Raw genomic sequence first — 21,095 nt, 5'->3', positions numbered from 1 at the left:
CGTCAGCTCTGTTCGACGGGTCGGGCGGTTGCCCGGGTCATCCGCGCGAGCAGGGCGTCGACGGGCACGCTCGCCATCCCGACCCGGGAGTCACCGATCCCGTAGGGGAGCCACAGCCGCCCGTCATGGACCAGCCCGCCGCAGGAGTACACGACGTTGGGGACATAGCCGTCGGTCTCGGTCAGGGTCGGGGTGAGCAGCGGCTCGGGCAGCGTCGCGACCACGGTGGACGGGTCCGCCAGGTCGAGCAGGATCGCTCCCACTGTGTACGTGCGCATCGGCCCGACGCCGTGGGTGAGGACGAGCCAGCCCGCTGACGTCTCGATGGGTGAGCCGCAGTTGCCGACCTGAATGAGTTCGAACGGCGCCCTCGGTTCATGGACCGATCGGGACGGTTCCCAGACCAGCCCGTCATCGGACGCCGTCAGACCGGTGGTCTCCCCGTCGGATCGGCAGAGCGCGAGGTGACGGCCGCCGACAAGCCGGGGGAACAGCGCCATCCCCTTGTTCCGGGCCGCCGGGCCGGCCAGCGGAGAGGACGTGAAGATCCGCAGGTCGGGGCTGGTGAGCAGTCTCGGCAGGATGTGGGTGCCGTCATAGGCCGTGTATGTCGCTCGGTAGTCGACGGTTCCGTCCGGTGCGGTGAAGCGGACGAACCGCGCGTCTTCCATTCCCTTGCTCTCGCTGGCGACAGTGGGCCACAGCACCCGTTGCGTGAGGGCGCTGTCCACCGGGAACTCGACTCCCCGCAGCGATCCGGCGACGGACCGGATCCCGGCCAGGATGCCGGCGGCCTGCGGACGGCGCAGGAGTTCCGCGGGCATGCTGGCGAAGGCCCTTTCGAGCCCATCGCCGGCCAAACTCCTGTCGAGGGCGTCGAGGACAGAGCGTGTGACCTCATCGTCGAGGCCATGGTCGGCGAGCAGGGAGCGCAGCCGGCCGCGCTCCCACGCGACCGGTACGACCATGCCGGTGGTGAGCGGACCGGTGCGTGACTCCAGCCGTACCGTCGGGCCTGGGCCCAGCACGCCGACGGCGAAGCCGATCGAGGACATGTGCCCCTCGCCGACGGCGCGCAGGCTGAGCACCAGGCGCAGTGCGCCGGGTGGCAGCCCCGACTGGTCGGGGTGCGCGACCGCCGATGGATTGGTGACGGCTGCGCCTTCCACCGCGTACTCGGCGGTGAAGCTCGCGCCGAGCAGCAGCGTGCGCGCCGGCGAGAGCTCGGCCGGCGCCCGGACGCGGGGAGCCACGATCGCCGCGTGCCGCGCCAGGGTGCCCCGGTAGTCCCGGTGACGGGGCTCGAACCGGTCGAGCAGGGCGTCGACGAGGCCGTCGACCTCGTCGTCGGTCAGGGCGAGTACCCGGTCCACGATGCCCGCGGCCCGGGAGTGCCCCTCGGCGCCCTCCTCGCCGGGGAGGAAGAGCTTCGCGATGACCCTGCCGGGATCCGCGGCCAGCGTGAGCGGAAGCCGGGTGACCAGGTCCAACTCAAGGGTCACGGTGTACTCGGCGCCAGCAGCCGGCGGGCGTGCTGCTCCGTGGAGAGCAGGGCGAGCGCGGACTCCGCCCCCTGGTTGGCGTTGCGTCCCCCGGGTTCGAGGCCGTCGTGGCAACCGCCGGTCGTGGTGTCGACCAGCGGAGTGCTGGCGTCGTTCTCGCCGAGGAACCATCCGTGCGCCTGCCGGAGACCGGTGAGCCACCGGTGCTGGCTGGTCGCCGCGTGGGCCCGCGCGCAGGCGTCCGCGATGGCCGCCGCCTCGATGGGCTGCTGGTCGAAGCCAGGCCTGGGATCGCCCCGCGGACGCCGGCCGCCGACGGGGGTCGGTGACAGCGTTCCGCCCCGGGTCTCCACGTGGAGCAGCCAGGCCAGCAGCCGCAGGCCGTCCGCGCGCGCCGTCCGGTCGGACAGGCACATGCCGGCCAGGATCAGCGCCTCCGGCACCGCCGCGTTGGCGTAACGCAGCGTGGGCTCCGGCCAGGGCCATCCGGGATCGTCGCCGATCGGGCCGATCGCGGTGACGGCGTCGGCGAGCAGAGCACGAGCCGACCCGTCGTCCGGATGGGCGAGCAGCAGCTCGCCCGCTCCGAGGGCGGCGAACGTCATGGCTCGCGGCCAGGGGGAACGGCGGGTGGCGCTGGCATGGAACCCGGCCCGGGCCAGTGCCCGCAGCCGGTGGGTGGGCGCCAGGGCCGCCGCGGTGCCCAGCCCCCACAGGGCTCGGCCCCAGCAGTCGCCGAGTTCGGGGTCGTCCCGCCACCGGCCTTCGGTGTCGCGCCGGTTGACGACCCTCCCGTCCGGCGCCTGCGCCGCCAGAACAAAGTCGAGATAGAGCTGGAGCAGCCGGATGAGGTCCAGGGGTGGCGACGGCTCGCGGGAGAGGACGACCAGCCCGCGCGCGACGTCGTCCACGCAGTACCCGTACTCCCGACGCGGGACCGAGCCGAGAGCGTGCTCGAAAAGGCCGATGTCGTCGCTGAGTCGGAAGAGATGGGCAAACGAGATCGCGGGTGTCACCGGGTCGCCGTCGCCGTCGCCGTCATGGGCGTGGGCACCGGCGCGGGCGCCCGCTGGGGCGCGGGTAGGGGTGCGACGCCGAGCCTGCTCCCGGTGCGGGCGGCCAGGCCGGCAGCCAGTCGGCGGTAGCTCCGCGCCACCGCGGGCCACAGCAGCTCGGGTGCGTGGGCGGAGGCTGCGCTCGTCAGCCCGCGGGCGACGCCGTCATCGGTGACGATGCTGCGCACCGCCGCCGCGATGGCCGCCACGTCACCGTGCGGCACGAGCAGGCCGGCGCCGTCGCCGAGCAGTTCGACCGCGTGCGGGAACCGGGTGGCGACGACCGGCCGCAGCGCCGCGACCGCCTCGATGAGGATGCCCGAGGTCACCTGGTCGACGGAGTCGTAGGGCAGCAGGACGACGTCGGCGCCGCTCACGAGCTCGGCGAGCGACCCGCTGTCGAGGTAGCGGGGGTCGAAGGTGACGGAATCGGCCACGCCGAGTCGACTGGCCAGCGCGGCCAGCCTGTCCCGGTACTCCTCGCCATCCCGGGCGAGGACCTTGGGATGGGTCTGCCCCGCGACGAGGTAGCGCACAGGCGGGTCGAGGTCCGTCAGTTCCGCCATCGCCGCGATGCCCCACTCGATGCCCTTGCCTGGTCCGAGCAGGCCCCAGGTGAGGATGGTCGGCCGGGCGGACCGCGCGGGCGCGGCCCGGCGGTTGTCCGCCGCGCCGTGCGGGATGACCGAGACCCGGTACGGGTGGACGCGGTACCCGTCGACCAGCCGGGCCCGCGCGGTCTCGGTCATCACGACAACCGCGTCCGCGGACGCGACCAGCGCCTCCATGACCTCGCGCTGGTGCTGGGACGGGCTCACGAGCACGGTGTGCAGGACGACCACCACCGGCACCTCGACATTGTCGAGTACCTCGATCACCTCGTCGCCGTCCGGGCCGCCGTAGACCCCGTACTCGTGCTGCACGACCGCGATGTCGAAACCGTTCAGGAGCCGCGCGGCGCGGCGCGGGCCACCCGGGGTCCCGGCCACCAGGTCCCCCACGACGGCCCCTGGTCGCGGGCCAGGCCCCGCTGGTGCCTCGAGCAGTCGTACCACCCCGCTGGCGGCGCCGGGCGCCGCGCTGGTCAGTTCGTCGAGAAGGGCCGCCGTGAAGGTGGCGAGGCCGCACTGCGTCGGGGAATAGGTGCTCAGAAAGCCGTAACGGAGGGGCACGAAGGCCCACCTTCCGGTAGTTGCCGACACCGAGTCGGCCGGCGGTCACGCGAGCGCTGTGCTCCGTGGATGCGCGACGCGGGGCTCGTGCCCGCGGGGAGGAGCGCCGGTCACCGGCGGGGCCCAGAAACGAAAACGATAGGTCACGTAGGCCTAGGCATCCGTCACACCAGCGGTTGGCACTCGACCTTACTGAGTGCTAACCCATTTGTAGCCCTCTCACACCTCAAAAGCAAACGCGGACCGGCCCCGGGTCTCGCCACGCCACGTCATTTGGTGCACCAGATCGCTACTTCCGCCGGCCCCCGAATGGGTGGTCCCAGCGCCGTCGGGTACCCACACGCGCGCCGTCGGATTCCATGACCGTCGTCGCCCGTAAGCACCCGCAAACGTGAGATTGCATACTATTACTTTCCGTCATTGTATGAGCGCGAATTAGGAATTCTTCTTCCGGGCGAGGCCGTACCACCCGCCGCCCGCTGGTCGCCGGTGGTCTCGACGGTCCGCCGATATGTTTGGTGCCGCGCCCGCTGTCATGATCGGCTGCGGCAGCCTGGACGTATCCGAGCAGCTGCCGGACGGGAGCGTCGCCATGGATTCGAGCGACTACTGACCCAGCTCAACGCCAGCATCCAACAGCGGCTACAGACCTGGCCCCCAACCCCGAGGACATCGTCCCGGCCGACCGCCGACATCCCGGGGGCGTCGAGGGATGTCGGGGGCTGGTCGCCACTGGTAGATCACCACCACCGTGTCGCCACCGTCGTGGATCCGGCCAAATCACGACAGCGACGACACGCCCACGGTGATCACGAACGATTCTGGGCGAAACTAGACCTTGCTGCCGCAGCGCTGGGTCCCGAACCACGTGGTCTGCGAGGCTAGTGGCTGTGGGACGGATTGGTGCGCTGGTGCGAGCCTGCCATCCGGAGCCGACCGCGGCGGTGACGCTGTTCGCCGCCGCGCTGGCGGTCGCCGTTGGACGGCCGGCGGCCGGGGTCGCCGCGGTTGCGGGGGCGGTCGTCACCGGGCAGCTGTCAGTGGGCTGGAGTAACGACCTCGTCGACCGTAGCCGGGACGCGATCGGCGGACGGGCCGAGAAACCCGTCGCCGCGGGCGACATCACGCCGAGAACCGTGGCGCTCGCGGCCGCCGTCGCGCTGGTCGCCTGCGTCCCGTTGTCGTTCGCCTCCGGTTGGCGGGCGGGATGGGTCCATCTGGGCGCGGTCGCGAGCGCGTGGGCGTACAACTTCGGCCTCAAGGCGACGCTGCTGTCCGTCGTGCCCTACGCGGTGTCGTTCGCGCTGCTGCCCACCTTCGTCGTTCTCGGGCAGCCGGGGCATCCGCTGCCGCCGTGGTGGCTGCCGCTGGCGGGCGCCCTGCTCGGGTGCGGAGCGCATTTCGCGAACACGCTGCCCGATCTCGCCACCGATGCCCAAACCGGCGTACGTGGGCTGCCGCAGCGCCTCGGGGCCGTCGGCGCGCGCTGGTCGGCCGTGCTGCTGCTCGTCGCGGGCTCCGTCGTCGCCCTGCTCGGCCCCGTCGGGCCCAGCGCCTGGCGCCTCGTCGTCCTCGGCATCGTGGCCGTGCTGACGGCGTTCGGTCTCCGGCTGGGCGACCGGCACGCGTTCCGCGCTGCGATGGCGATCGCCGCGATCGACGTCGCCCTGGTCATCGCCAGCGGCACCCGGCTGCGCTGACGCGGCGTCCCGGCCTGCGCAAGATCGGTCGGGCGTGGACCGGCGCGCGACCGACAGACTGGCCTCATGCCGCAACCCGGACGTGACCGCCTGCGCGAGCTGCTCGACGCGGTGCTCGCCGGCGCCGACGAGGGCGTCCCGCGTTCCCTCGGCGAGATGGCCGGTGAGGCCTTCTCCTCGCCGTTCCACTTCAGCCGGCTGCTGTCACGCGGCGCGGGCGAGCCGCCGGTGGCGATGCGGCGTCGGGTGATGCTGGAGCGCGCCGCCTGGCAGCTGCGGCGGGGATCGACGGTCACCGACGCGGCCTGGGCCGCGGGTTACGACTCCGTCGACGGCTTCACCCGCGCCTTCACCCGCGCCTTCGGCCACCCGCCGAGCCTGCCCGCGCCCAGCCACTGGCTGCCCGCGCCGAACGGCATCCACTACCACCCACCGATGTCGCTGTGGGTGCACTCCACGGAGCACACGATGAACCCCCTCACCGAACAGCTGGTCAGCCACGACCTGGACGACACCCGGGCCCTCCTGGAAATCGCCAAGGGGCTGCCCGACGCCGAGCTCCGCGCCGAGCGGCTTCCCTTCCCGACCGTGACGTCCTGGGAGGGCCCCGAGAGGTCGATCGCCGCGGTGCTGGAGCACCACATCTGGACGAAGGAGGTCTGGCTGGCGGCGGTCGAGGGCCTCGACCTGCCGCCGCGGGACGAGAACGACGGCGTCGCGCGGCTGCTGGAACGCCACGACGCCACCGCCGGCCGGTGGCTGGCGGTGGTGCGCGACATCGAGGCCCGCGGGGCGTGGGACGACCGGCTCGTCGACGCGCTGTGCGACCCGCCGGAGAGCTTCGTCCTGAGCGGCGTCGTCGCGCACGTCCTCACCTACGCGGCGCACCGCCGCCAGCTGGTGCGCCACCTGCTGCGCGCCGCGGGACGCGAGGTCGACGACGGCGACCCGATCATGTGGCTGCGCGCCGTGCGCGGCGAGGCCGCCCACGGGCCGGCCGGCCAGCCGAACGACGGGCCGGCTGACGGCACGGGCGACGGCAGCGGCGACAACACGGGCGAAGCGACCGACAACTACACGGCAACCGGGACGGAAGGGAACGACCGATGAGTCGCACGACCTACTACACCGCGACCACCCTCGACGGCTTCATCGCCGACGAGCACCACTCGCTGGACTGGCTGGTCACCCAGGACATCGACCCGGCCGGCCCCATGAACCACAACGAGTTCATCGAGCACGTCGGCGCGCTCGTGATGGGATCGTCGACCTACCAGTGGCTCCTCGACAACCACATCTCCACCGGCGGCACCTGGGACTACCAGCAGCCGACGTGGGTGCTGACCAGCCGCGACCTCAAGCCGGTCGACGCGGCCGACATCCGGTTCGCCCGGGGCGACATCCGGCCGGTGCACGCCGCCGCTGTGGCGGCCGCCGGGACGAAGGACGTCTGGGTGGTCGGCGGCGGCGACCTCGCCGGCCAGTTCGCCGACCACGGCCTCCTCGACGAGCTGATCGTCTCCCTCGCCCCGGTGACCCTCGGCGCGGGCAAGCCGCTGCTCCCCCGCCGGCTCGACCTGCGCCTCGTCGAGGTCACCCGCAACCGGGCCTTCGCCTGCGCCCGCTACGACGTCGTCGGGCTTCGCGCCTGACCGGTTGGCGGGCGCTGTCCCGCCAGGTGCCGTCCAGCCGGGCCAACACGACTTGTCGCGAGCAAAGGCCGCGGCTCGGGACGGCCGTCTGGGCGGCCGCGGCTACGACGGCTTGCACTGCGGGGTCGTCTCCGCCTTCGGCAGCACGAGATTGGTGGCGATCGCCGACAGCGACAGACCCGACGCGTCGGTCGACGCCTTGGTGATGTCCAGCTGGAAGGGCAGCTCGCCGACCGGGATCGGGATCGACGGGATCAGCTCGCCGAGACCGCCCAGCGGAATGTCGAGGTTGAGCAGCCCGCGCAGGGTGATCTCGGTGGGAACCAGGATGAGCTTGTTGTCGCGGACCTCGAACGTGGTGATCCCGCCGACCTGCTGGGCTCCGAGCAGCGGCACGTCCGCGGTGCCGGTGATCTCGACGCGCCGCCCGTTGTCCTTGGGGTTGATCCGGAGCCCGCCCGGCTGGCTGGCCAGGAAGGTGTTCAGGTCGTCGTAGCGGACCCGGACCGTCGCCTGCGCGCTGTCGACACGCACCTCACCGACGTTGTTGCTGATGATCTGGCTGAGCGGGACGTGGATGCCCTTGAGGTTCGCCTGGATCGAAGCGATCCGCAGCTGCGGGGTGGAGAGGTCCTCGACGGTCACGCCGATGTTCTGGAACTTCCCGAACAGCACCTGGGTGAGGAACGGGAAGCCGCCGATGCTCACGCCCTTCACCGTCGGCGGTGGGGCGCCGCAGGCCACGTTCTCCACCACACTCGTCTTGAGCTGCTTGGCCATCTCCCCTTCGGCGACCGAGACCGTGACCCGGTCGACCACCACGAACAGCAGGATCAGCACCAGCGGGAGCGCGGTGAGTATGAGGACGCGACGCCGGGGCGGGCGCCACCGCGTCGGCGGCTCCACGCCGACCCCGGACCCGGCCCCTTCTCCTGCCCCGGAAGCGTCTTCCGGCGGCCGGCCGTCGCCCGCGCCGGGCGGTGTGGCGTCGAAGCCGCCATGCGCCGCGGCCGGGTACATCACCTCGTAGCCGCTGTCCTGGTAGCCGCTGTCCTGCCCGGTTGGCCGGGCCCATCCCCGGGTCTCGTCCCATGGTTCGGCGGCGGCCGTCGGCGCGGCCCACCCCGGGCGGTAGGAGCTGGCGGGCGGCGGCGGCTCGGTCGGGCCGAACGTGCCAGGTGGCTGCGCCGGCGCGGGCGTCGAGCGGGGCGGAATGGTCCGGCGAGGGATGTTCTGGGTCGCGGATCCATCGGCGTCGGAGGTCTCCGGCCATCCCTGAGAGGCTCCGGGTCGCGGGACACGGGTGACGTCTCCGGGCTCCCGCCCGTCCTCGCCACGTTCCTGGTTCACCGAATCTTCTCCCGCTCCCGCACGCCAGAATCCCTGGCGTCGCGCCAGCCGCCTCACGGCGGGCCGTGCCCGTCCGTCCTCCACGTCGCTGTCCGTGGCGGACGCCGTCCCCTGGCTCCCAGCTGGCTTCGCCAGCCCCAGCGACCACTCTCGCACCCGGCCGTCGTGTCGGCTCCGAAGCGTCGCGCTTCGTACTACGCCCGAGGCGGATGCGCGTCCTCAGCCTGGTCCGGGAGGGGCCGGTCCAGGCTCAGGCGAGCCTCCGTGTCGAGCTCGATCTGGTCCGGGTCCGGGTCCGCGTTGGTCAGCGGGTGTCCGGGCAGCGGGTTTCTCGCGGTGGGCTTCAGCGCTGTGCTCGGCGCCACTGTGGTCACCACCACCAAAACGGAGGGATCTCATCCGTTTGCGTTACTGTAATCGGAAGAAGTCCCTCCAGTAGGTGGATGGGCACGCCAGCCACGCTCCCGCCCACCTCTTTGATCTTGACCCGAAGGGTGACGCATGACCGAGCTGTCCGAAAAGGCGGTGGACCGTCCCACGCAGGCGACGGCGCGCTCGGCGGAGGCGGCGATCCGCGCCCGCACGTCCCCCGGCCGCGCGAGGCTGGAGCTTCTGGCGGTCGGCCTCGCCGCGCTGATGGTGTCGATGGCGCAGGGGCTGCTGGTGCCGGTGCTGCCGATCCTGCCGGCCGAACTGCACACCAGCCAGACCAACGCCGAGTGGCTGCTGACGTCGACGCTGCTTGTCGCCGCGGTCGCCGTGCCGGTGTTCGGACGGCTGGGCGACATGTTCGGCAAGCGCCTGATGCTGCTGATCGCGGTCGCGGCGCTGACGGTCGGATCGCTGATCTGCGCGCTGACCAACGACGTCGGCCTGATGATCGCCGGCCGCGCGCTGCAGGGGGCGTCGGGAGCGGCGATTCCGCTCGGGATCAGCCTGCTCAGCTCGCTGCTGCCCCGGGAACGCGCCGGTTCGGCGATCGCGCTGATCAGCGCGATGCTCGGCGTCGGCACCGCGCTCAGCCTGCCGGTGGCCGGCGTGATCGGCGAGCATGCGGACTTCCACGTGCTGTTCTGGATCACCTGCGTAGGCGGCGTGATCGCGTTCGCCAGCGTGCTCGGGCTGGTGCCCGAGGCGCCCAACCGCAGCGGCGGGCGCGTGGACCTGGTGGGAACCGCGCTGCTGAGCGCCGCCCTCGTCGCCCTCCTGCTGCCGCTGGCGGAGACCGCCAACTGGGGCTGGGGCTCCGCCCGGGTGCTCGGCCTGCTGGCGCTCGCCGTGGTGCTGCTCGTGGCGCTGGTCGTCGCCGAGCGCCGGGTCCGTGGGCCACTCGTCGACATCGCGACGCTGCGCCGCCGGCCGCTCGTCCTGACGAACCTCGCCTCGCTGCTGTTCGGGTTCGCCCTGTTCGCCTCCCTGATCGGGACGTCGTCCTACGTCCAGGCGCCCGAGGCGACCGGGTACGGCTTCGGGTCATCGATGCTCGTCGGCGGTCTGACGCTGCTGCCCAGCGGCATCTGCATGCTCGTGCTCGCGCCGGTCTCCGCCCGGCTGGTCGCCATGCGCGGCGCCGGGCAGACCCTCGCGCTCGGCGCGATCATCGTCGCCCTCGGGTGGGGAATGCGCATCATCCTCACCGGCTCGCTCTGGGAGGTCATCCTCGGCGCCTCCGTGGTGGGCATCGGCACCGGCATCGGATACGCCGCCATGCCCTCCCTCATCAACGCCTTCACCCCACCGGCGGAGATCGCCGCGGCCAACGGGATGAACACCCTGTTCCGGGCCATCGGCAGCTCGCTGGCGAGCGCCATCGGCGGCAGCATCCTCGCGGCGCAGACGATGTCCCTCGGCTCGGCCGAACTCCCCTCCCTCGCCAGCTACCGGGAGCTGTTCGCGCTCTGCGCCGCGGCCGGCGTCGCGGCCGCGATCGCCGCGCTGTCCATCCAACGCCGCGGCTCAGCCGGCGATACCACCGCCTAGGTCGCCCGGCAGGTGAACAGGCTCGGATCGGCGCCCGCCCTGGTGAGCAGCGCCCGCAGGCGCAGCTGCTCGTCCGGGGCGGGCACCGACCGGTGGCTGTCGTTCTCGTCCAGGATCTCGTTCGCCGACCTCGCTGACTTCATGCTCGCCCAGCTCACCCGGGACGACCTCGTCCGCCAGGCCGTCGCCGTCACCTCGTAGTCGCCAGATCCGACGTCAGCACGCACTGGGCCGCGGCGTGGCCCGGAGCCGGGCGGCTCCGGGCCACGCGGCGCGGAGGGCTGTCGTCAGTTGCGCTCGAAATCCGCCCGGTGGGTTTCGACCCAGGAGCGAAACGGTCGGGCGGGGTGGCCGGTGATGCGTTCCACGGTGTTGTTGACGGGGGCCGCCTGGCCGATGCTCGCCGCGGCCACGTCGAGCAGGGTTTCGAGGATCGGGCGAGGCATGCGGCCCTTCGCCTGCTCGAGTGCCTGGTCGCGCGTCAGGTCATCGACGGGTATCTCGACGCCGAGCACGTCGCCGACGGTCGTGACCACGTCCCGAAGGTGGAGCGAGCGCGGTCCGGTGAGGATCTGCATCCGGGCGCGGTGGGTGCCGCGGGTGAGCAGGTCGGCGGCGACCTGCGCGACGTCGTCAGGATGGATCGGCGTGACGGTCGCGTCGCCATAGGCCATGGCCACCCGTCCGGTTGTCCGGATCTGGTCGGCCCAGTCGCGCTGGGCGTTCGTCGCCAGCCAGCTCGGGTAGAGCACAGTGTGCTCGAGACCGGCCCCGGCGACGGCCCGCTCGACCGCGCGGTGGACCAGCCCGATCGGCCGGTCGAACTCCCCGGCCTCGTAGGCCGCCGGCGAGGACAGCAGCACCAGGTAGCGCACGCCGGCCGTAGCCGCCGCCGCCAGGAACGCGTCCACCGAGCCGATGACCGGGTAGAGGAAGACCGCCTCGACGCCACGCAGCGTGTCCGCCGCGGCCGGCCCGGGGTCGGTGATGTCGAGTTCGGCCGGCTCGGCGCCGGCAGGCAGCCGTAGGGTCGTGGCGTCACGGGCCGAGCCGCGGACCGGGCAGCCGGCCGCGGCCAGCGTCGCGACCAGGCGTGACCCGAGGTTCCCGCGCGCGCCAGTGACGAGGATGGTCATAACACTCCTACGGTGAGCTACGAAGACGCGACAAATAGCGTTTGCTAGCAAAGTAGTTTTGCCGACAAAGCTAAATACGGCGAGGAGGGCGATGTCAACCGGGCCCGGGCGCGGCGGCGAGCTCGACGTGGACGAGGCGGTCCGCGCGTTGTTGCTGTTGATGCCGCAGCTGGTCGGTCGGGCCAAGCGGACACCGCCGCCGGCCGAGCTGGCCGGGCTGGCCCTCGGCCCACGGCACCTGTCGTTGCTGTCCTACCTGCTGTTCGACGGACCCATGACCGTCAATGCCCTGGCCGCGCGGTTGGAGGTGGCGCCGACGACGGTCAGCCTCATGGTCGCCGACCTCAGCCGGGGCGGAGTCGTGGAACGCCGCGAGGACCCCGACGACCGCCGACGACGGATCGTGAGCATCACCGAAGCCGGTCGCCCGGCGATCGAGGGATGGCTCGGCCGAGGCGCCACCGCATGGCGGGAGGCACTCCAGCCACTGACCCCGGCCGAGCGACGGCTGGTCGTCGACACCCTGCGTGCCTACGAACGTGCCACCGCGGGCGAGCCGCAGCCGCATGGTGAGCAGGCTCCCGCTTCCACCTCACGCTGACCGGCGACGCCCGTCCGTCGTCGTCATCAGGCCCGGCCCCGACCCCGGCCGCGGTGACCGGCGATTCCGTCGGTTGTCACCAGGCACGTCCTACGATCGGCCGTATGACCTCGCCGTTGGCCGTGCCCGCCGCCAGTGCCGTGTTGCTGCGCGACCGGCCGTCCGGGCCGGAGGTGCTGTTGCTGCGGCGCAGCCCGACGGCATCCTTCGCGCCCGGTGCGTGGGTGTTCCCCGGCGGGCGGGTCGATCCCGGCGACCTCGGCGGCGAGATTCCGGGCGGTGGGTCGGCCGAGCTGGTGGCCGCCCGCCGGGCCGCCGCGCGGGAGACGGCGGAGGAGGCGGGCATCAGCATCGACGGCGCCGAGCTGACCCCGCTGTCGCACTGGTGCCCGCCCGCCGTGGCCGCGCGTCGGTTCCTGACCTGGATGCTGCTCGGCCGGGCGCCCGAGCAGGACGTCGTCGTGGACGGCGCGGAGATCACCGAACATCGCTGGATACGCCCGGCGGACGCCCTGGCGGCGCGCGACCAGGGCATCCTCGAGCTGCTGCCACCGACCTGGGTGACGCTGTGGACGCTCGCGCCGCACGCCGGCGTCGCCGACGCCCTGACGGCCGCGGCGGGCGCACCGCCCGAGCTGTTCGAGACCCAGTTCACCCAGGTCCCCGGCGGACTACTCGCGATGTGGCACGGCGACGAGGGGTACGCCGGCCCGGCGCCCGGCGCCCGGGAGGGCGCCCGCCACCGGCTGTGGATGCTCGACACCGGCTGGCGGTACGAACGCGTGGCCTGATCCCCGGGCCGGAAACCGACAACGCAAAAAATGAGCGCGGCCGCCTGGTTCGGCGGCCGCGCTCCCGCACTTCCTGACCCTCAGCCGGACGGCGACCACGGTCCGTCTCCAGGCCGTTCGCCTTTGCTGATGCGGTGGCGCGGGTGCCGCGGCCGGCGCCGCCGTTTCGACCGGCCGAGCCAGGCTGACCAGTGCATGTTCACCCGCGCTTCATCGGTCAGTTCTACGGTTCTGGGATGACTACCGCCCATCACGTGCCCAGCTGGATCCAGCTAGCCGGGGCCCACAACGTGCGGGACCTCGGCGGGCTGCCCGCAGGCGGGGGGACCGTCCGCCCCCGCGTGCTGCTTCGCGGTGACAACCTGGACAGCCTCACCACCGAGGACATCGCGTTACTGCGTGACGACGTCGGGCTGCGTGGCGTCGTGGATCTGCGCGCGCCCTTCGAGAACCCCAAGGAGGCCGAGTGGTTCCCCCAGCTCGGCGTCACCTGGCTGCACGAGCCGCTCATGGACTTCACCGGTCTTAGCAACCAGCAGGCGATGCGCGACCGTATCGGCAACGACTACACCTCGTTCTACGGCGTCATGCTCGAGGGGTCCGGTGCCGGGTTGGCCCGTATCCTGGAGTTCCTCGTATCGGGCCCGCGCACACCCGCCCTCGTGCACTGCGCGGCCGGCAAGGACCGCACCGGCATCGTGACCTCGGTCCTGCTCGCCGTCGCCGGCGTCGAACGCGACGCGATCGTCGCGGACTACCTGGCCACGGAACAGCGGATCCAGGCGGTCCGGGAGGCGCTGGCCCAGCGGGAGGAATACCGGCACCTGCGCGAACAGGCCGCCTCGAACCAGTCCACCGGGGCCACCGGGTCCCTCGGGTCCCTCTCGCTCGACCCGCGCGCCATCATCCACGTCCTGGACACCGTCGAGGCCGCGCCCGGTGGCGTGGCCGGCTTCCTCATCGCGAACGGCGTGACCCAGGAGCAGATCGACCGCTGGCGCGAAATGATCATCGAGCCGAGCTAACCGAAGAGAACGCCGCCGTGGGTTTCCGCCCACGCCATGTGTCATCCGCGGGGCCCGGGCGGGCGCGCTGCCCGCCCGGGCCCGGCTGGACCGCGCGGGACTCGGCTGTGCGCGCACGTCGCGTGTCGCCGCCGTCGCGATTTGGCCGAATCCGCGACTGCGACGACACGGAGGTAGTGATCTGCCCGTTGACCTCAACCTCACTTGAGGTCCTACGGTGAGGGCATGATCTTCAGCGACGCCGAGCAGCGGTTTCTGCTCCGCCAGCCCCGAGGCCACCTGTCGACCATCGGACCGGACGGCGTGCCGCAGGTCAAGCCGCTCGGGTTCACCTACAACCCCGCCCTGGGAACGATTGACATCGCGGGGTACAGGATGGCCTCCAGCGCCAAGTACCGCAACGTCCAGGCCAATCCGCGGGTGGCCTTCGTCATCGACGAGGTGACCGAGGCGACCATGCAGGGCGCGCACTTCCTGGAGATCCGCGGGGTCGCCGAGATCGCGACGCTCCCGTCCGCCGACCCGCATCTCGCGGCGGAGATCATCCGGATTCACCCGCGGCGCGTGGTCGCCTACAACGTCGACCCGGACAGTCCCGGCCTGCACACGCGCGACGTCACGCACGGCGTCACGCACGACAGCGCCTGGCCGGGCCGGGTGTGAACACCATGCGCGCGATCGAGGTGGCCCGCTTCGGCGGCCCGGAGGTTCTCGTTCCCACCGACCTTCCCGACCCGGTTCCCGGCCCCGGCGAGGTCCTTCTCGCCGTCACCGCCATCGACGTGATGTTCGTGGACATCCTGGTCCGGTCCGGGCTGGGCAAGGACTTCTTCCCGATCCGACCCCCTTACGTGCCAGGCAACGGCGTCGGCGGGCAGGTCGTCTCGGTGGGCGACGGCGTCGAGGACGGCTGGCTGGGACGACGGGTCATCGCCCACACGGGCGGCCCCGGCGGCTGGGGCGGCTACGCCGAGCGGGCCGTCGCCCCGGCGGACGAACTGGTCGCGGTACCCGACGGTGTCGACCCGCTCGAGGCCGTCGCGGTGCTGCACGACGGGCCCACCGCCCTGCGCATCGTCGAGCTCGCCCGCGTCGAGCCCGGGCAGCGAGTCCTGGTCCTGGGTGCCGCCGGAGCGATGGGCATCCTGCTCGTCCAGCTGCTGCGCGCCCGCGGCGCGCGGGTCGTCGGCGCGGCCCGCGGCAAGGCCAAGCTCGACGCGGTGGCGGCCGTGGGCGCCGAGGCCGTCGTCGACTACAGCCTCCCCGGCTGGACGGACCAGGTGCTGGAGGCGACGAGCGCCGCCCGCCCCGACGTGGTGCTCGACGGCGTCGGCGGCACCCTCGGCCTGGACGCCTACGGACTCGTCGCCGACGGCGGCCACTTCTCCGCCCACGGCACGCCCAGCGGATCCTTCGCCCAGGTCGATCCCGACGAGGCCCGCCGGCGTGCCGTCACGATCACGGGCATCGGTGACCTGCGGATCCCGGCGGCCGAACGGACCCGGCTCGCCCGCGACCTCCTGCCCGCCCTGGGTCGTCGGCTACACCCCGTCATCGGGCAGACCTTCCCGCTCGACGAGGCGGCGCGGGCCCATGCGGCGCTGGAGAACCGGGACTCGGTCGCCAAGACCGTGCTGACCGTGGGCTGACCGTCGGCGGGACGCACACGGGCGACGCGGAAAGCCCGCGTGCCTGTCACCCGCTCGGTGGCCGCGTCACGCGGTCGGTGGCCGCGGCCCGCTCTCGCCGAGCGGGAGGACGACGGTGACCACGGCGCCGCCGTCGGGATGGTTGGCGGCGGTCACGTGGCCACCGTGGGCGGTCGCGATCGCGGCCACGATGGCGAGGCCTAGACCGGCGCCGCCGTCGACCCGGCCGCGGGCGGCGTCGGCGCGGGTGAACCGTTCGAAGGCATGCGGGAGGAAGTCCGGCGGGAAGCCCGGGCCACGATCACGAACCTCGATCATCACCGCGGGTAGCGCCGTCGCGCCGTTGGCGCTGAGGTCAGTGAGCTCGGCGCGGACGTCGATGGATGAGCCGGCGGGCGTGTGCCTGATGGCGTTGCTGAACAGGTTGTCGACGGCCTGCCGGACCCGGTCCGGGTCGGCGTGGAGGACGACGGCCTGCGTGGTGGCGAGCCGAAGCGTCGTCCCGGCGCCCTGGGCCGCGGGCATGGCGGCCTTGACGGCGCGTTCGAGAAGCGGCGTGAGAGGCATCCGCTCTCGGTAGACGAACTGGTCGGGATCGGCGTCGTAGCGGGCGAGACCGAGCAGCGTCTCGGCCAGACGGATGAGGCGGTCGGTTTCGACGGCCGCGCTGGACAGCGCCTCGGTAAGGTCCTCGCGGGTCCGACCCGGTCGCTGGGCCAGGTCCAGCTCCGCCTTGAGGTTGGTCAGCGGGGTGCGCAGCTCGTGGCCCGCGTCGGCGACAAAGGCCCGGTCGCGGGTGCGCGCGGCATGGAGGCGATCCAGCAGGTCGTTCATCGTCGCGGCCAGCGCGGCGAGCTCATCGCGGGTGGGCGGGATCTCCAGGCGGCCACCGAGGTCGGCCACGCCCAGCGCGGCGGCCTGCCGGCGCATGCGCTCGACGGGCCGCAGCGCCGCGCCGGAAAGCCACCACGCCGCCAGGGTGGACAGGGCGACCAGGGGGACGCAGGCGATCGCCATCACGTCACGGATGCGGTCCTCGGCGTCGTCGGTGATGTCCCGGGGCGCGGCGACGACAAGCACCACCGGACCGACGGACAGGACGTTGACGGGCTCCGCGAGAACTCTCGCCTTCTCCCCCTGCATTCGGACGGTGACCAGCGTCGTCCTGTGCTGGGCCGCCTGGAGGACGTCGGCGCCGACCAGCGGCCGGGTCTCGGTGCTGGGGGACGCCGCGAGCACCCGGCCGTCGGCCGTGACCAGCTGGGTGAGCGGGCTCGCGGACGCCAACGCGCGCTCGGGTGACGTGCCGGTCACGGCGATGCGGGTGCGCAGCGCCTCGGCGCGAGCCGAAAGGGTCGCGTCCAGCGACCGCCACAGACTGGCCCGCAGCTGGAGGTAGAACAGCACGCCCGCGCCGGCGAGCACGAGCGTCGTGCCCAGCCCGAACAGCGCCGCGAGCCGAATCCGAAGGGACATCGACCGACCGTTCAGGCCGCCCGGCCGCGGAGCGGTCGTTCCACGGTCCGCGTCTCGTCATCCACCAGCATGGCCGCACGATAGGACCACCGAGATGTGGATTCGATGTATGCCCGCGTCGACCCACCGTCGGCCGTTCGCTTTCCACCCTCCACCGCCGGCTTTCGGCCACGGCCGGGCCGACGTGGTCCGCCGTTGGCGCCGGTGGCGCCGGTGGCGCTCACACAGTCCTCACATCCCCGGCCCGATAACGTCCACTTCGTCATGTCAAGGCCGCGCGGCCCCTGGCGTGGGCGGCTGGCGGACGGGCTCCCGGATGCATCTCCGTACTGTGAACGGCTTCGAGGCCGTGGCCGCCTCGCCTCGCCGGCGCGGGAGCGGCGCGAGTGCGCCGGAACCAGCGGAGGATCCGATCACGTGAGTGCGATCAGTGCCGGCCAGGCCGTCGTCCTGGGGATTGTGGAAGGGCTGACGGAGTTCCTGCCGGTATCGTCCACCGGCCACCTGAAGATCACCGAAGGCCTGATGAACATACCGGTCGACGACAACTCGGTCGTCGGTTTCACGGCGGTGATCCAGGCGGGCGCGATCCTGGCCGTGCTCGTGTACTTCTTCAGCGATATCCGGCGCTTCGCCGTCGCCTGGGGGCGTGGCCTCGCCAGCGCGCCCGCCCGGCGCGACCCCGACTACTCGTTCGCCTGGTGGGTCATCCTCGCGACCATCCCGGTCGTGCTCGTCGGGCTCGCGGCCAAGTCGCTCATCGACGGCCCGCTCGGCTCGCTGTGGGTGGTGGCCGGCTCGCTGCTGGTCGGCAGCGCGTACATGTGGGCGGGTGACCGTTTCGGTCGACACAAGCGCGGCGAGGGGGACATCCGGCTACCCGACGCGATGATCGTCGGCTCGTCCCAGATCCTCGCGCTGCTGTTTCCCGGGTTCTCGCGGTCCGGCGCCACCATCACCACCGGCCTCTTCCGCGACCTTGACCGGGTCGCCGCCACCCGGCTGTCGTTCTTCCTCTCGATACCGGCGTTGACGGGCGCGGGGCTGTACGAGCTGAAGGACGCCACCAGTGGCTCGGTGTCCACCACCGCCCTCGCGGTGGGAACCCTGGTGTCCTTCGTCGTCGCCTACGCCTCGATCGCCTGGCTGCTGAGGTTCGTCGCCGGCCACACCTTCCGCGCGTTCGTCGTCTACCGCGTGGTCATCGGCGTGCTCCTGTTCGGGCTTCTCGCCACGGGCGCCCTGAACGCCTGACCGCCGCGCGGGCCGGAGCCAGCCAGGCCCGGATCCGTTCCCCCGGCGGGCCGCTCGTCGGGCTCGGGCCCCGGCCGCCGCCAACGGCGCCCGCCCAGCCGGCCCGTCGGACAGTCGCCACCGACCCCGCCCAGTCGTTGTTCCCAGGCCCACCCCTCAGCATCGTTCTCGAAGGGACATCCACCATGCCAGGCCCACTGGCCGTCAACTTTCTTGACCCAGCTTCGCTCGCCTCGACCTTTGGCCTGACCGGGCTCATCCTGATCATCTTCGCCGAGACCGGCCTGCTCATAGGGTTCTTCCTGCCCGGCGACTCGCTCCTTTTCCTCGCCGGCGCCTACAGCGCGACCGCCGCCACCGGTGACCGCCCGCATTTCAACATCGGCGCCGTGCTGGTCGGTGTCGCCGTGGCGGCGCTTCTCGGCGCGCAGACGGGCTATTTCATCGGCCGGCGGACCGGCCCCAGGCTGTTCAACCGACCGGACTCCCGGCTGTTCAAGCAGGAGAACGTCGCCCGGGCCCAGGAGTTCCTCGAGCGATACGGCTACGGAAAGTCGATCATCCTGGCACGGTTCGTCCCGATCGTCCGCACCTTCATGAACCCGGTCGCCGGTGTCATCGGTGTCCCGGCCCGCACCTTCCTGCTTTACAACATCGTCGGCGGCCTGGTGTGGTCTGTGGGCGTGACGCTGCTCGGGTACGGCCTCGGCCGGTCGGTTCCGATCGACCACTACATCATCCCCATCACCCTGGTCATCGTCCTGCTCTCGGCCATCCCGGTCCTGCGGGAGCTGGCCAGCCGGCGCTCGGCCAGCGGCAGGCACCGCTCCCCCGAGCACGCCGAGGACACCGACCCCCGGCCGACCCGCTGAGCTCGGGCGCGAAATCGTCGAAACCAGTCGGGCGACCGGGCGCGCCGCTCCCACGCGCCCAGGCGTCCGCGCCTCCAGGAGTCCATAACCTCCAGGCGCCTACGCGCCGCCGCGGTGTTCGGAGGGCTGGGGGCCGAGGGGAAGCACCCGGGGCGCGCCGAGCAGGTAGGCGAGCGCGACGGCGGCGACCGTCTCCGCCGTGAGCAGACCGGTCAGGATGACGATCTGGAAGCGGGCCGCGTCCCCGGGGCTCGCCCCACCCAGCAGCGCCCCGACGAACGCCCCGGGCAGGGTCACCAGTCCCGTGGTGCGGGTCTGGTCCAGCGCGGGCACCAGCGCCTCACCGACCGACCTGCGGGCGATCGGCGCGCAGGCCTGCCGGGGCGTGGCACCGAGCGCGAGCCAGCCCTCGACCTCGTCACGACGCTGCGCCAGCCCGTCGGAAAGCCGGCGACCGACCAGGGTGCAGGCCGTCATCGTGCCGCCGAAGACGCTGCCGGACAGCGCGATCAGGTGGCGCGTAGACAGGTCGAGAACCGGAACCGCGAACACGATGCCCAGCGTGACCGCGGCGCCGGCCACACACGAGCCTGCGACGGCCAGGAACGGCCGCCGGAAGGCCGTCAGCCTGCGCGTGGAGGTGATCACGGCGGCGCCCAGCATCACGGCCAACGCCGCCGCGGCGGCCGGCGGGGCCGAGAACACCCCACGCAGCGCGAGGCTGACGAGCGCGAGCTGGACGACCGCGCGCACCACCGCCGTCACCGCCGCCGCGGCCCCGTCGACCCGCGCCCACAACAGGCACCCGACCGCCACCGCGAGAAGGCACCCAAGCCCGACAATCATGCGTACGTCCACCGGCACCGACGAGATTCTCCTCGCGCTGGCGGGCAGCGAACCGGCACGCCCGGCGCCGCACTGGCCGGGTGCACATCGAATTCACATCTTGGTGGTCCTATCGTGCGGCCATGCGGGTGCTGGTTGTCGAGGACGAGACGCGCACCGCCGCGTTGCTGCGCCGGGGGCTGACCGAGGAGGGGTTCGCCGTCGACATCGTCGCGGACGGCGCCGACGCGGTGTGGCAGGCCAGCGAGGTCGCCTACGACGTGATTGTTCTCGACCTGATGCTGCCGGGGCTCGACGGGTTCGAGGTGTGCAAGCGCCTGCGGGCCGCCGGCCGCTGGGCCCCGGTGCTGATGCTCTCGGCCCGAGGTGACGTCACCGACCGGGTCCGCGGGCTGAACGTCGGCGCCGACGACTACCTGCCCAAGCCCTTCAGTTTCGACGAGCTCTCGGCCCGGGTACGGGCGCTGATCCGGCGCGGATCCCACGAACGCCCCGTCGTGCTCGACGTCAGCGGGCTGCGCCTGGACCCGGCGGGCCGGGCCGCGAGCCGCGACGGCGTCGGCCTGGACCTGTCCCCGAAGGAGTTCGCGCTCCTGGAGTACCTGATGCGCCATCCCGGCGAGGTCCTCAGCCGCACGGCCATCCTCGAACACGTCTGGGACTTCGCCTACGACGGCACCTCCAACGTGGTCGACCAGTACATCGCCTATCTCCGACGCAAGATCGACAAACCGTTCGGGGTCTCGCAGCTGGAAACAGTGCGCGGGGCCGGCTATCGGCTGAGGACGAGCGCCCAGGCCGACTGACCCACCGACACGGCGCTGGTCACAGCTTGTTCGGATGAAGTCACGGGCACGCTGTCGACGGCAGGGGAGCCCGGGTGCGGGCCGGTGCGCGACCGGGCTCGATCGTGAACATGCACTTCGGCCATCCGGGAACGGTCCGCGCGTTTCCTCGGATCGTCGCGAACCTGCGCGCGGCCGGTCTGGCTCCGGTCCTGGTGCACGACCTCCTCGCCTGACCTGCCCCCTGGC

General features: G+C 72.3%; 22 protein-coding genes. 13 read left to right on the top strand and 9 right to left on the bottom strand.

The genetic code is table 11. The features are described 5' to 3' along the window. Positions 1-2 precede the first annotated feature (2 nt). From BCD48_RS31105 to BCD48_RS31095, 3 genes are read right to left on the bottom strand one after another with little or no spacing between them, the layout of a single operon-like run. Positions 3-1,502, bottom strand: coding sequence for a glycoside hydrolase family 130 protein (locus tag BCD48_RS31105; protein WP_071051942.1), 1,500 nt, complete (start codon positions 1,500-1,502; stop codon positions 3-5). Beyond that, positions 1,499-2,518 (bottom strand): glycosyltransferase, encoded by a 1,020-nt coding sequence (locus BCD48_RS31100; protein ID WP_071051972.1) that lies wholly within the window; start codon positions 2,516-2,518, stop codon positions 1,499-1,501. The genes BCD48_RS31105 and BCD48_RS31100 overlap by 4 nt, the downstream gene beginning before the upstream one ends. Continuing rightward, the gene (locus BCD48_RS31095; protein WP_071051941.1) at positions 2,515-3,729 is read right to left on the bottom strand and encodes a glycosyltransferase; all 1,215 of its coding nucleotides are present in this window, start codon (positions 3,727-3,729) and stop codon (positions 2,515-2,517) included. The genes BCD48_RS31100 and BCD48_RS31095 overlap by 4 nt, the downstream gene beginning before the upstream one ends. 890 nt (positions 3,730-4,619) lie before the next feature. On the opposite strand from BCD48_RS31095, the gene BCD48_RS31090 reads away from it, so the two are divergent. The 3 genes from BCD48_RS31090 to BCD48_RS31080 all read left to right on the top strand — a co-directional run bounded on the left by BCD48_RS31090 (position 4,620) and on the right by BCD48_RS31080 (position 7,081). After that, positions 4,620-5,429, top strand: a complete 810-nt coding sequence (locus BCD48_RS31090) for a UbiA family prenyltransferase (protein WP_083419466.1) — start codon at positions 4,620-4,622, stop codon at positions 5,427-5,429. A 66-nt stretch (positions 5,430-5,495) separates the two neighbouring features. Beyond that, complete coding sequence (locus BCD48_RS31085; RefSeq protein ID WP_083419465.1) at positions 5,496-6,539, top strand: helix-turn-helix domain-containing protein; 1,044 nt, start codon at positions 5,496-5,498, stop codon at positions 6,537-6,539. Then, positions 6,536-7,081 (top strand): dihydrofolate reductase family protein, encoded by a 546-nt coding sequence (locus BCD48_RS31080; protein ID WP_071051939.1) that lies wholly within the window; start codon positions 6,536-6,538, stop codon positions 7,079-7,081. The genes BCD48_RS31085 and BCD48_RS31080 overlap by 4 nt, the downstream gene beginning before the upstream one ends. A 102-nt stretch (positions 7,082-7,183) precedes the next feature. Here BCD48_RS31080 and BCD48_RS31075 read toward each other — a convergent pair whose 3' ends face one another. Together BCD48_RS31075 and BCD48_RS51650 are read right to left on the bottom strand one after the other, a co-directional pair. Beyond that, positions 7,184-8,431: an LmeA family phospholipid-binding protein gene (locus tag BCD48_RS31075; RefSeq protein WP_071051938.1), complete on the bottom strand. Its 1,248-nt coding sequence runs from the start codon at positions 8,429-8,431 to the stop codon at positions 7,184-7,186. Between the two features lie 194 nt (positions 8,432-8,625). Next, complete coding sequence (locus BCD48_RS51650) at positions 8,626-8,796, bottom strand: hypothetical protein (RefSeq protein ID WP_157910590.1); 171 nt, start codon at positions 8,794-8,796, stop codon at positions 8,626-8,628. A gap of 136 nt (positions 8,797-8,932) precedes the next feature. Here BCD48_RS51650 and BCD48_RS31070 point away from each other — a divergent pair, with 136 nt between their 5' ends. Then, a complete protein-coding gene (locus tag BCD48_RS31070) occupies positions 8,933-10,411 on the top strand; it encodes an MFS transporter (RefSeq protein WP_071051937.1) in 1,479 nt (492 codons plus the stop codon). On the opposite strand, the gene BCD48_RS52585 is transcribed toward BCD48_RS31070, so the two are convergent. Both BCD48_RS52585 and BCD48_RS31065 read right to left on the bottom strand, forming a co-directional pair. After that, positions 10,408-10,554 (bottom strand): hypothetical protein, encoded by a 147-nt coding sequence (locus BCD48_RS52585; RefSeq protein WP_198543463.1) that lies wholly within the window; start codon positions 10,552-10,554, stop codon positions 10,408-10,410. The genes BCD48_RS31070 and BCD48_RS52585 overlap by 4 nt on opposite strands. A gap of 144 nt (positions 10,555-10,698) precedes the next feature. Then, entirely contained in the window at positions 10,699-11,547 is an 849-nt protein-coding gene (locus BCD48_RS31065) for an NAD(P)H-binding protein (protein ID WP_071051936.1), read from the bottom strand. A 91-nt stretch (positions 11,548-11,638) separates the two neighbouring features. On the opposite strand from BCD48_RS31065, the gene BCD48_RS31060 reads away from it, so the two are divergent. The 5 genes from BCD48_RS31060 (at position 11,639) to BCD48_RS31040 (ending at position 15,613) form a co-directional block, all read left to right on the top strand. Beyond that, complete coding sequence (locus BCD48_RS31060; protein ID WP_071051935.1) at positions 11,639-12,148, top strand: MarR family winged helix-turn-helix transcriptional regulator; 510 nt, start codon at positions 11,639-11,641, stop codon at positions 12,146-12,148. Positions 12,149-12,252: 104 nt separating this feature from the next. Next, a complete protein-coding gene (locus BCD48_RS31055) occupies positions 12,253-12,939 on the top strand; it encodes an NUDIX hydrolase (RefSeq protein ID WP_071051934.1) in 687 nt (228 codons plus the stop codon). A 236-nt stretch (positions 12,940-13,175) separates the two neighbouring features. Beyond that, a complete protein-coding gene (locus tag BCD48_RS31050) occupies positions 13,176-13,964 on the top strand; it encodes a tyrosine-protein phosphatase (RefSeq protein WP_071051971.1) in 789 nt (262 codons plus the stop codon). Positions 13,965-14,189: 225 nt separating this feature from the next. Continuing rightward, positions 14,190-14,627, top strand: a complete 438-nt coding sequence (locus BCD48_RS31045; protein WP_071051933.1) for a PPOX class F420-dependent oxidoreductase — start codon at positions 14,190-14,192, stop codon at positions 14,625-14,627. A 5-nt stretch (positions 14,628-14,632) separates the two neighbouring features. Further along, positions 14,633-15,613, top strand: a complete 981-nt coding sequence (locus tag BCD48_RS31040) for a zinc-binding dehydrogenase (RefSeq protein ID WP_071051970.1) — start codon at positions 14,633-14,635, stop codon at positions 15,611-15,613. Positions 15,614-15,679: 66 nt separating this feature from the next. Here the strand turns inward: BCD48_RS31040 and BCD48_RS31035 are convergent, their stop codons facing one another. Further along, a complete protein-coding gene (locus tag BCD48_RS31035) occupies positions 15,680-17,089 on the bottom strand; it encodes a sensor histidine kinase (protein WP_071051932.1) in 1,410 nt (469 codons plus the stop codon). Between the two features lie 417 nt (positions 17,090-17,506). Between BCD48_RS31035 and BCD48_RS31025 the strand changes: the two genes are divergently transcribed. Both BCD48_RS31025 and BCD48_RS31020 read left to right on the top strand, forming a co-directional pair. Next, a complete protein-coding gene (locus BCD48_RS31025; RefSeq protein ID WP_071051930.1) occupies positions 17,507-18,343 on the top strand; it encodes an undecaprenyl-diphosphate phosphatase in 837 nt (278 codons plus the stop codon). 185 nt (positions 18,344-18,528) lie between these two features. Further along, the gene (locus tag BCD48_RS31020) at positions 18,529-19,215 is read left to right on the top strand and encodes a DedA family protein (protein WP_071051929.1); all 687 of its coding nucleotides are present in this window, start codon (positions 18,529-18,531) and stop codon (positions 19,213-19,215) included. A 99-nt stretch (positions 19,216-19,314) separates the two neighbouring features. Here BCD48_RS31020 and BCD48_RS31015 read toward each other — a convergent pair whose 3' ends face one another. Further along, entirely contained in the window at positions 19,315-20,079 is a 765-nt protein-coding gene (locus BCD48_RS31015; RefSeq protein WP_083419463.1) for an ABC transporter permease, read from the bottom strand. Positions 20,080-20,183: 104 nt separating this feature from the next. On the opposite strand from BCD48_RS31015, the gene BCD48_RS31010 reads away from it, so the two are divergent. After that, complete coding sequence (locus tag BCD48_RS31010; RefSeq protein WP_071051927.1) at positions 20,184-20,867, top strand: response regulator transcription factor; 684 nt, start codon at positions 20,184-20,186, stop codon at positions 20,865-20,867. A 74-nt stretch (positions 20,868-20,941) separates the two neighbouring features. Further along, positions 20,942-21,082, top strand: a complete 141-nt coding sequence (locus tag BCD48_RS47535; RefSeq protein WP_241842131.1) for a polysaccharide deacetylase family protein — start codon at positions 20,942-20,944, stop codon at positions 21,080-21,082. Positions 21,083-21,095: the final 13 nt, after the last annotated feature.

It is taken from the genome of Pseudofrankia coriaricola, from assembly GCF_001854805.1.
Taxonomy (GTDB): Bacteria; Actinomycetota; Actinomycetes; order Frankiales; family Frankiaceae; genus Pseudofrankia.
This window is presented reverse-complemented; position numbering and strand designations above follow the sequence as displayed.

Bases quoted from the DNA above. Each gene is read 5' to 3' on its own strand.
- BCD48_RS31085 (WP_083419465.1), top strand. From the start codon at position 5,496: ATGCCGCAACCCGGACGTGACCGCCTGCGCGAGCTGCTCGACGCGGTG.
- BCD48_RS31080 (WP_071051939.1), top strand. From the start codon at position 6,536: ATGAGTCGCACGACCTACTACACCGCGACCACCCTCGACGGCTTCATC.
- BCD48_RS31070 (WP_071051937.1), top strand. From the start codon at position 8,933: ATGACCGAGCTGTCCGAAAAGGCGGTGGACCGTCCCACGCAGGCGACG.
- BCD48_RS52585 (WP_198543463.1), bottom strand. From the start codon at position 10,554: ATGAAGTCAGCGAGGTCGGCGAACGAGATCCTGGACGAGAACGACAGC.
- BCD48_RS31065 (WP_071051936.1), bottom strand. From the start codon at position 11,547: ATGACCATCCTCGTCACTGGCGCGCGCGGGAACCTCGGGTCACGCCTG.
- BCD48_RS31060 (WP_071051935.1), top strand. From the start codon at position 11,639: ATGTCAACCGGGCCCGGGCGCGGCGGCGAGCTCGACGTGGACGAGGCG.
- BCD48_RS31055 (WP_071051934.1), top strand. From the start codon at position 12,253: ATGACCTCGCCGTTGGCCGTGCCCGCCGCCAGTGCCGTGTTGCTGCGC.
- BCD48_RS31050 (WP_071051971.1), top strand. From the start codon at position 13,176: ATGACTACCGCCCATCACGTGCCCAGCTGGATCCAGCTAGCCGGGGCC.
- BCD48_RS31045 (WP_071051933.1), top strand. From the start codon at position 14,190: ATGATCTTCAGCGACGCCGAGCAGCGGTTTCTGCTCCGCCAGCCCCGA.
- BCD48_RS31040 (WP_071051970.1), top strand. From the start codon at position 14,633: ATGCGCGCGATCGAGGTGGCCCGCTTCGGCGGCCCGGAGGTTCTCGTT.
- BCD48_RS31035 (WP_071051932.1), bottom strand. From the start codon at position 17,089: ATGTCCCTTCGGATTCGGCTCGCGGCGCTGTTCGGGCTGGGCACGACG.
- BCD48_RS31020 (WP_071051929.1), top strand. From the start codon at position 18,529: ATGCCAGGCCCACTGGCCGTCAACTTTCTTGACCCAGCTTCGCTCGCC.
- BCD48_RS31010 (WP_071051927.1), top strand. From the start codon at position 20,184: ATGCGGGTGCTGGTTGTCGAGGACGAGACGCGCACCGCCGCGTTGCTG.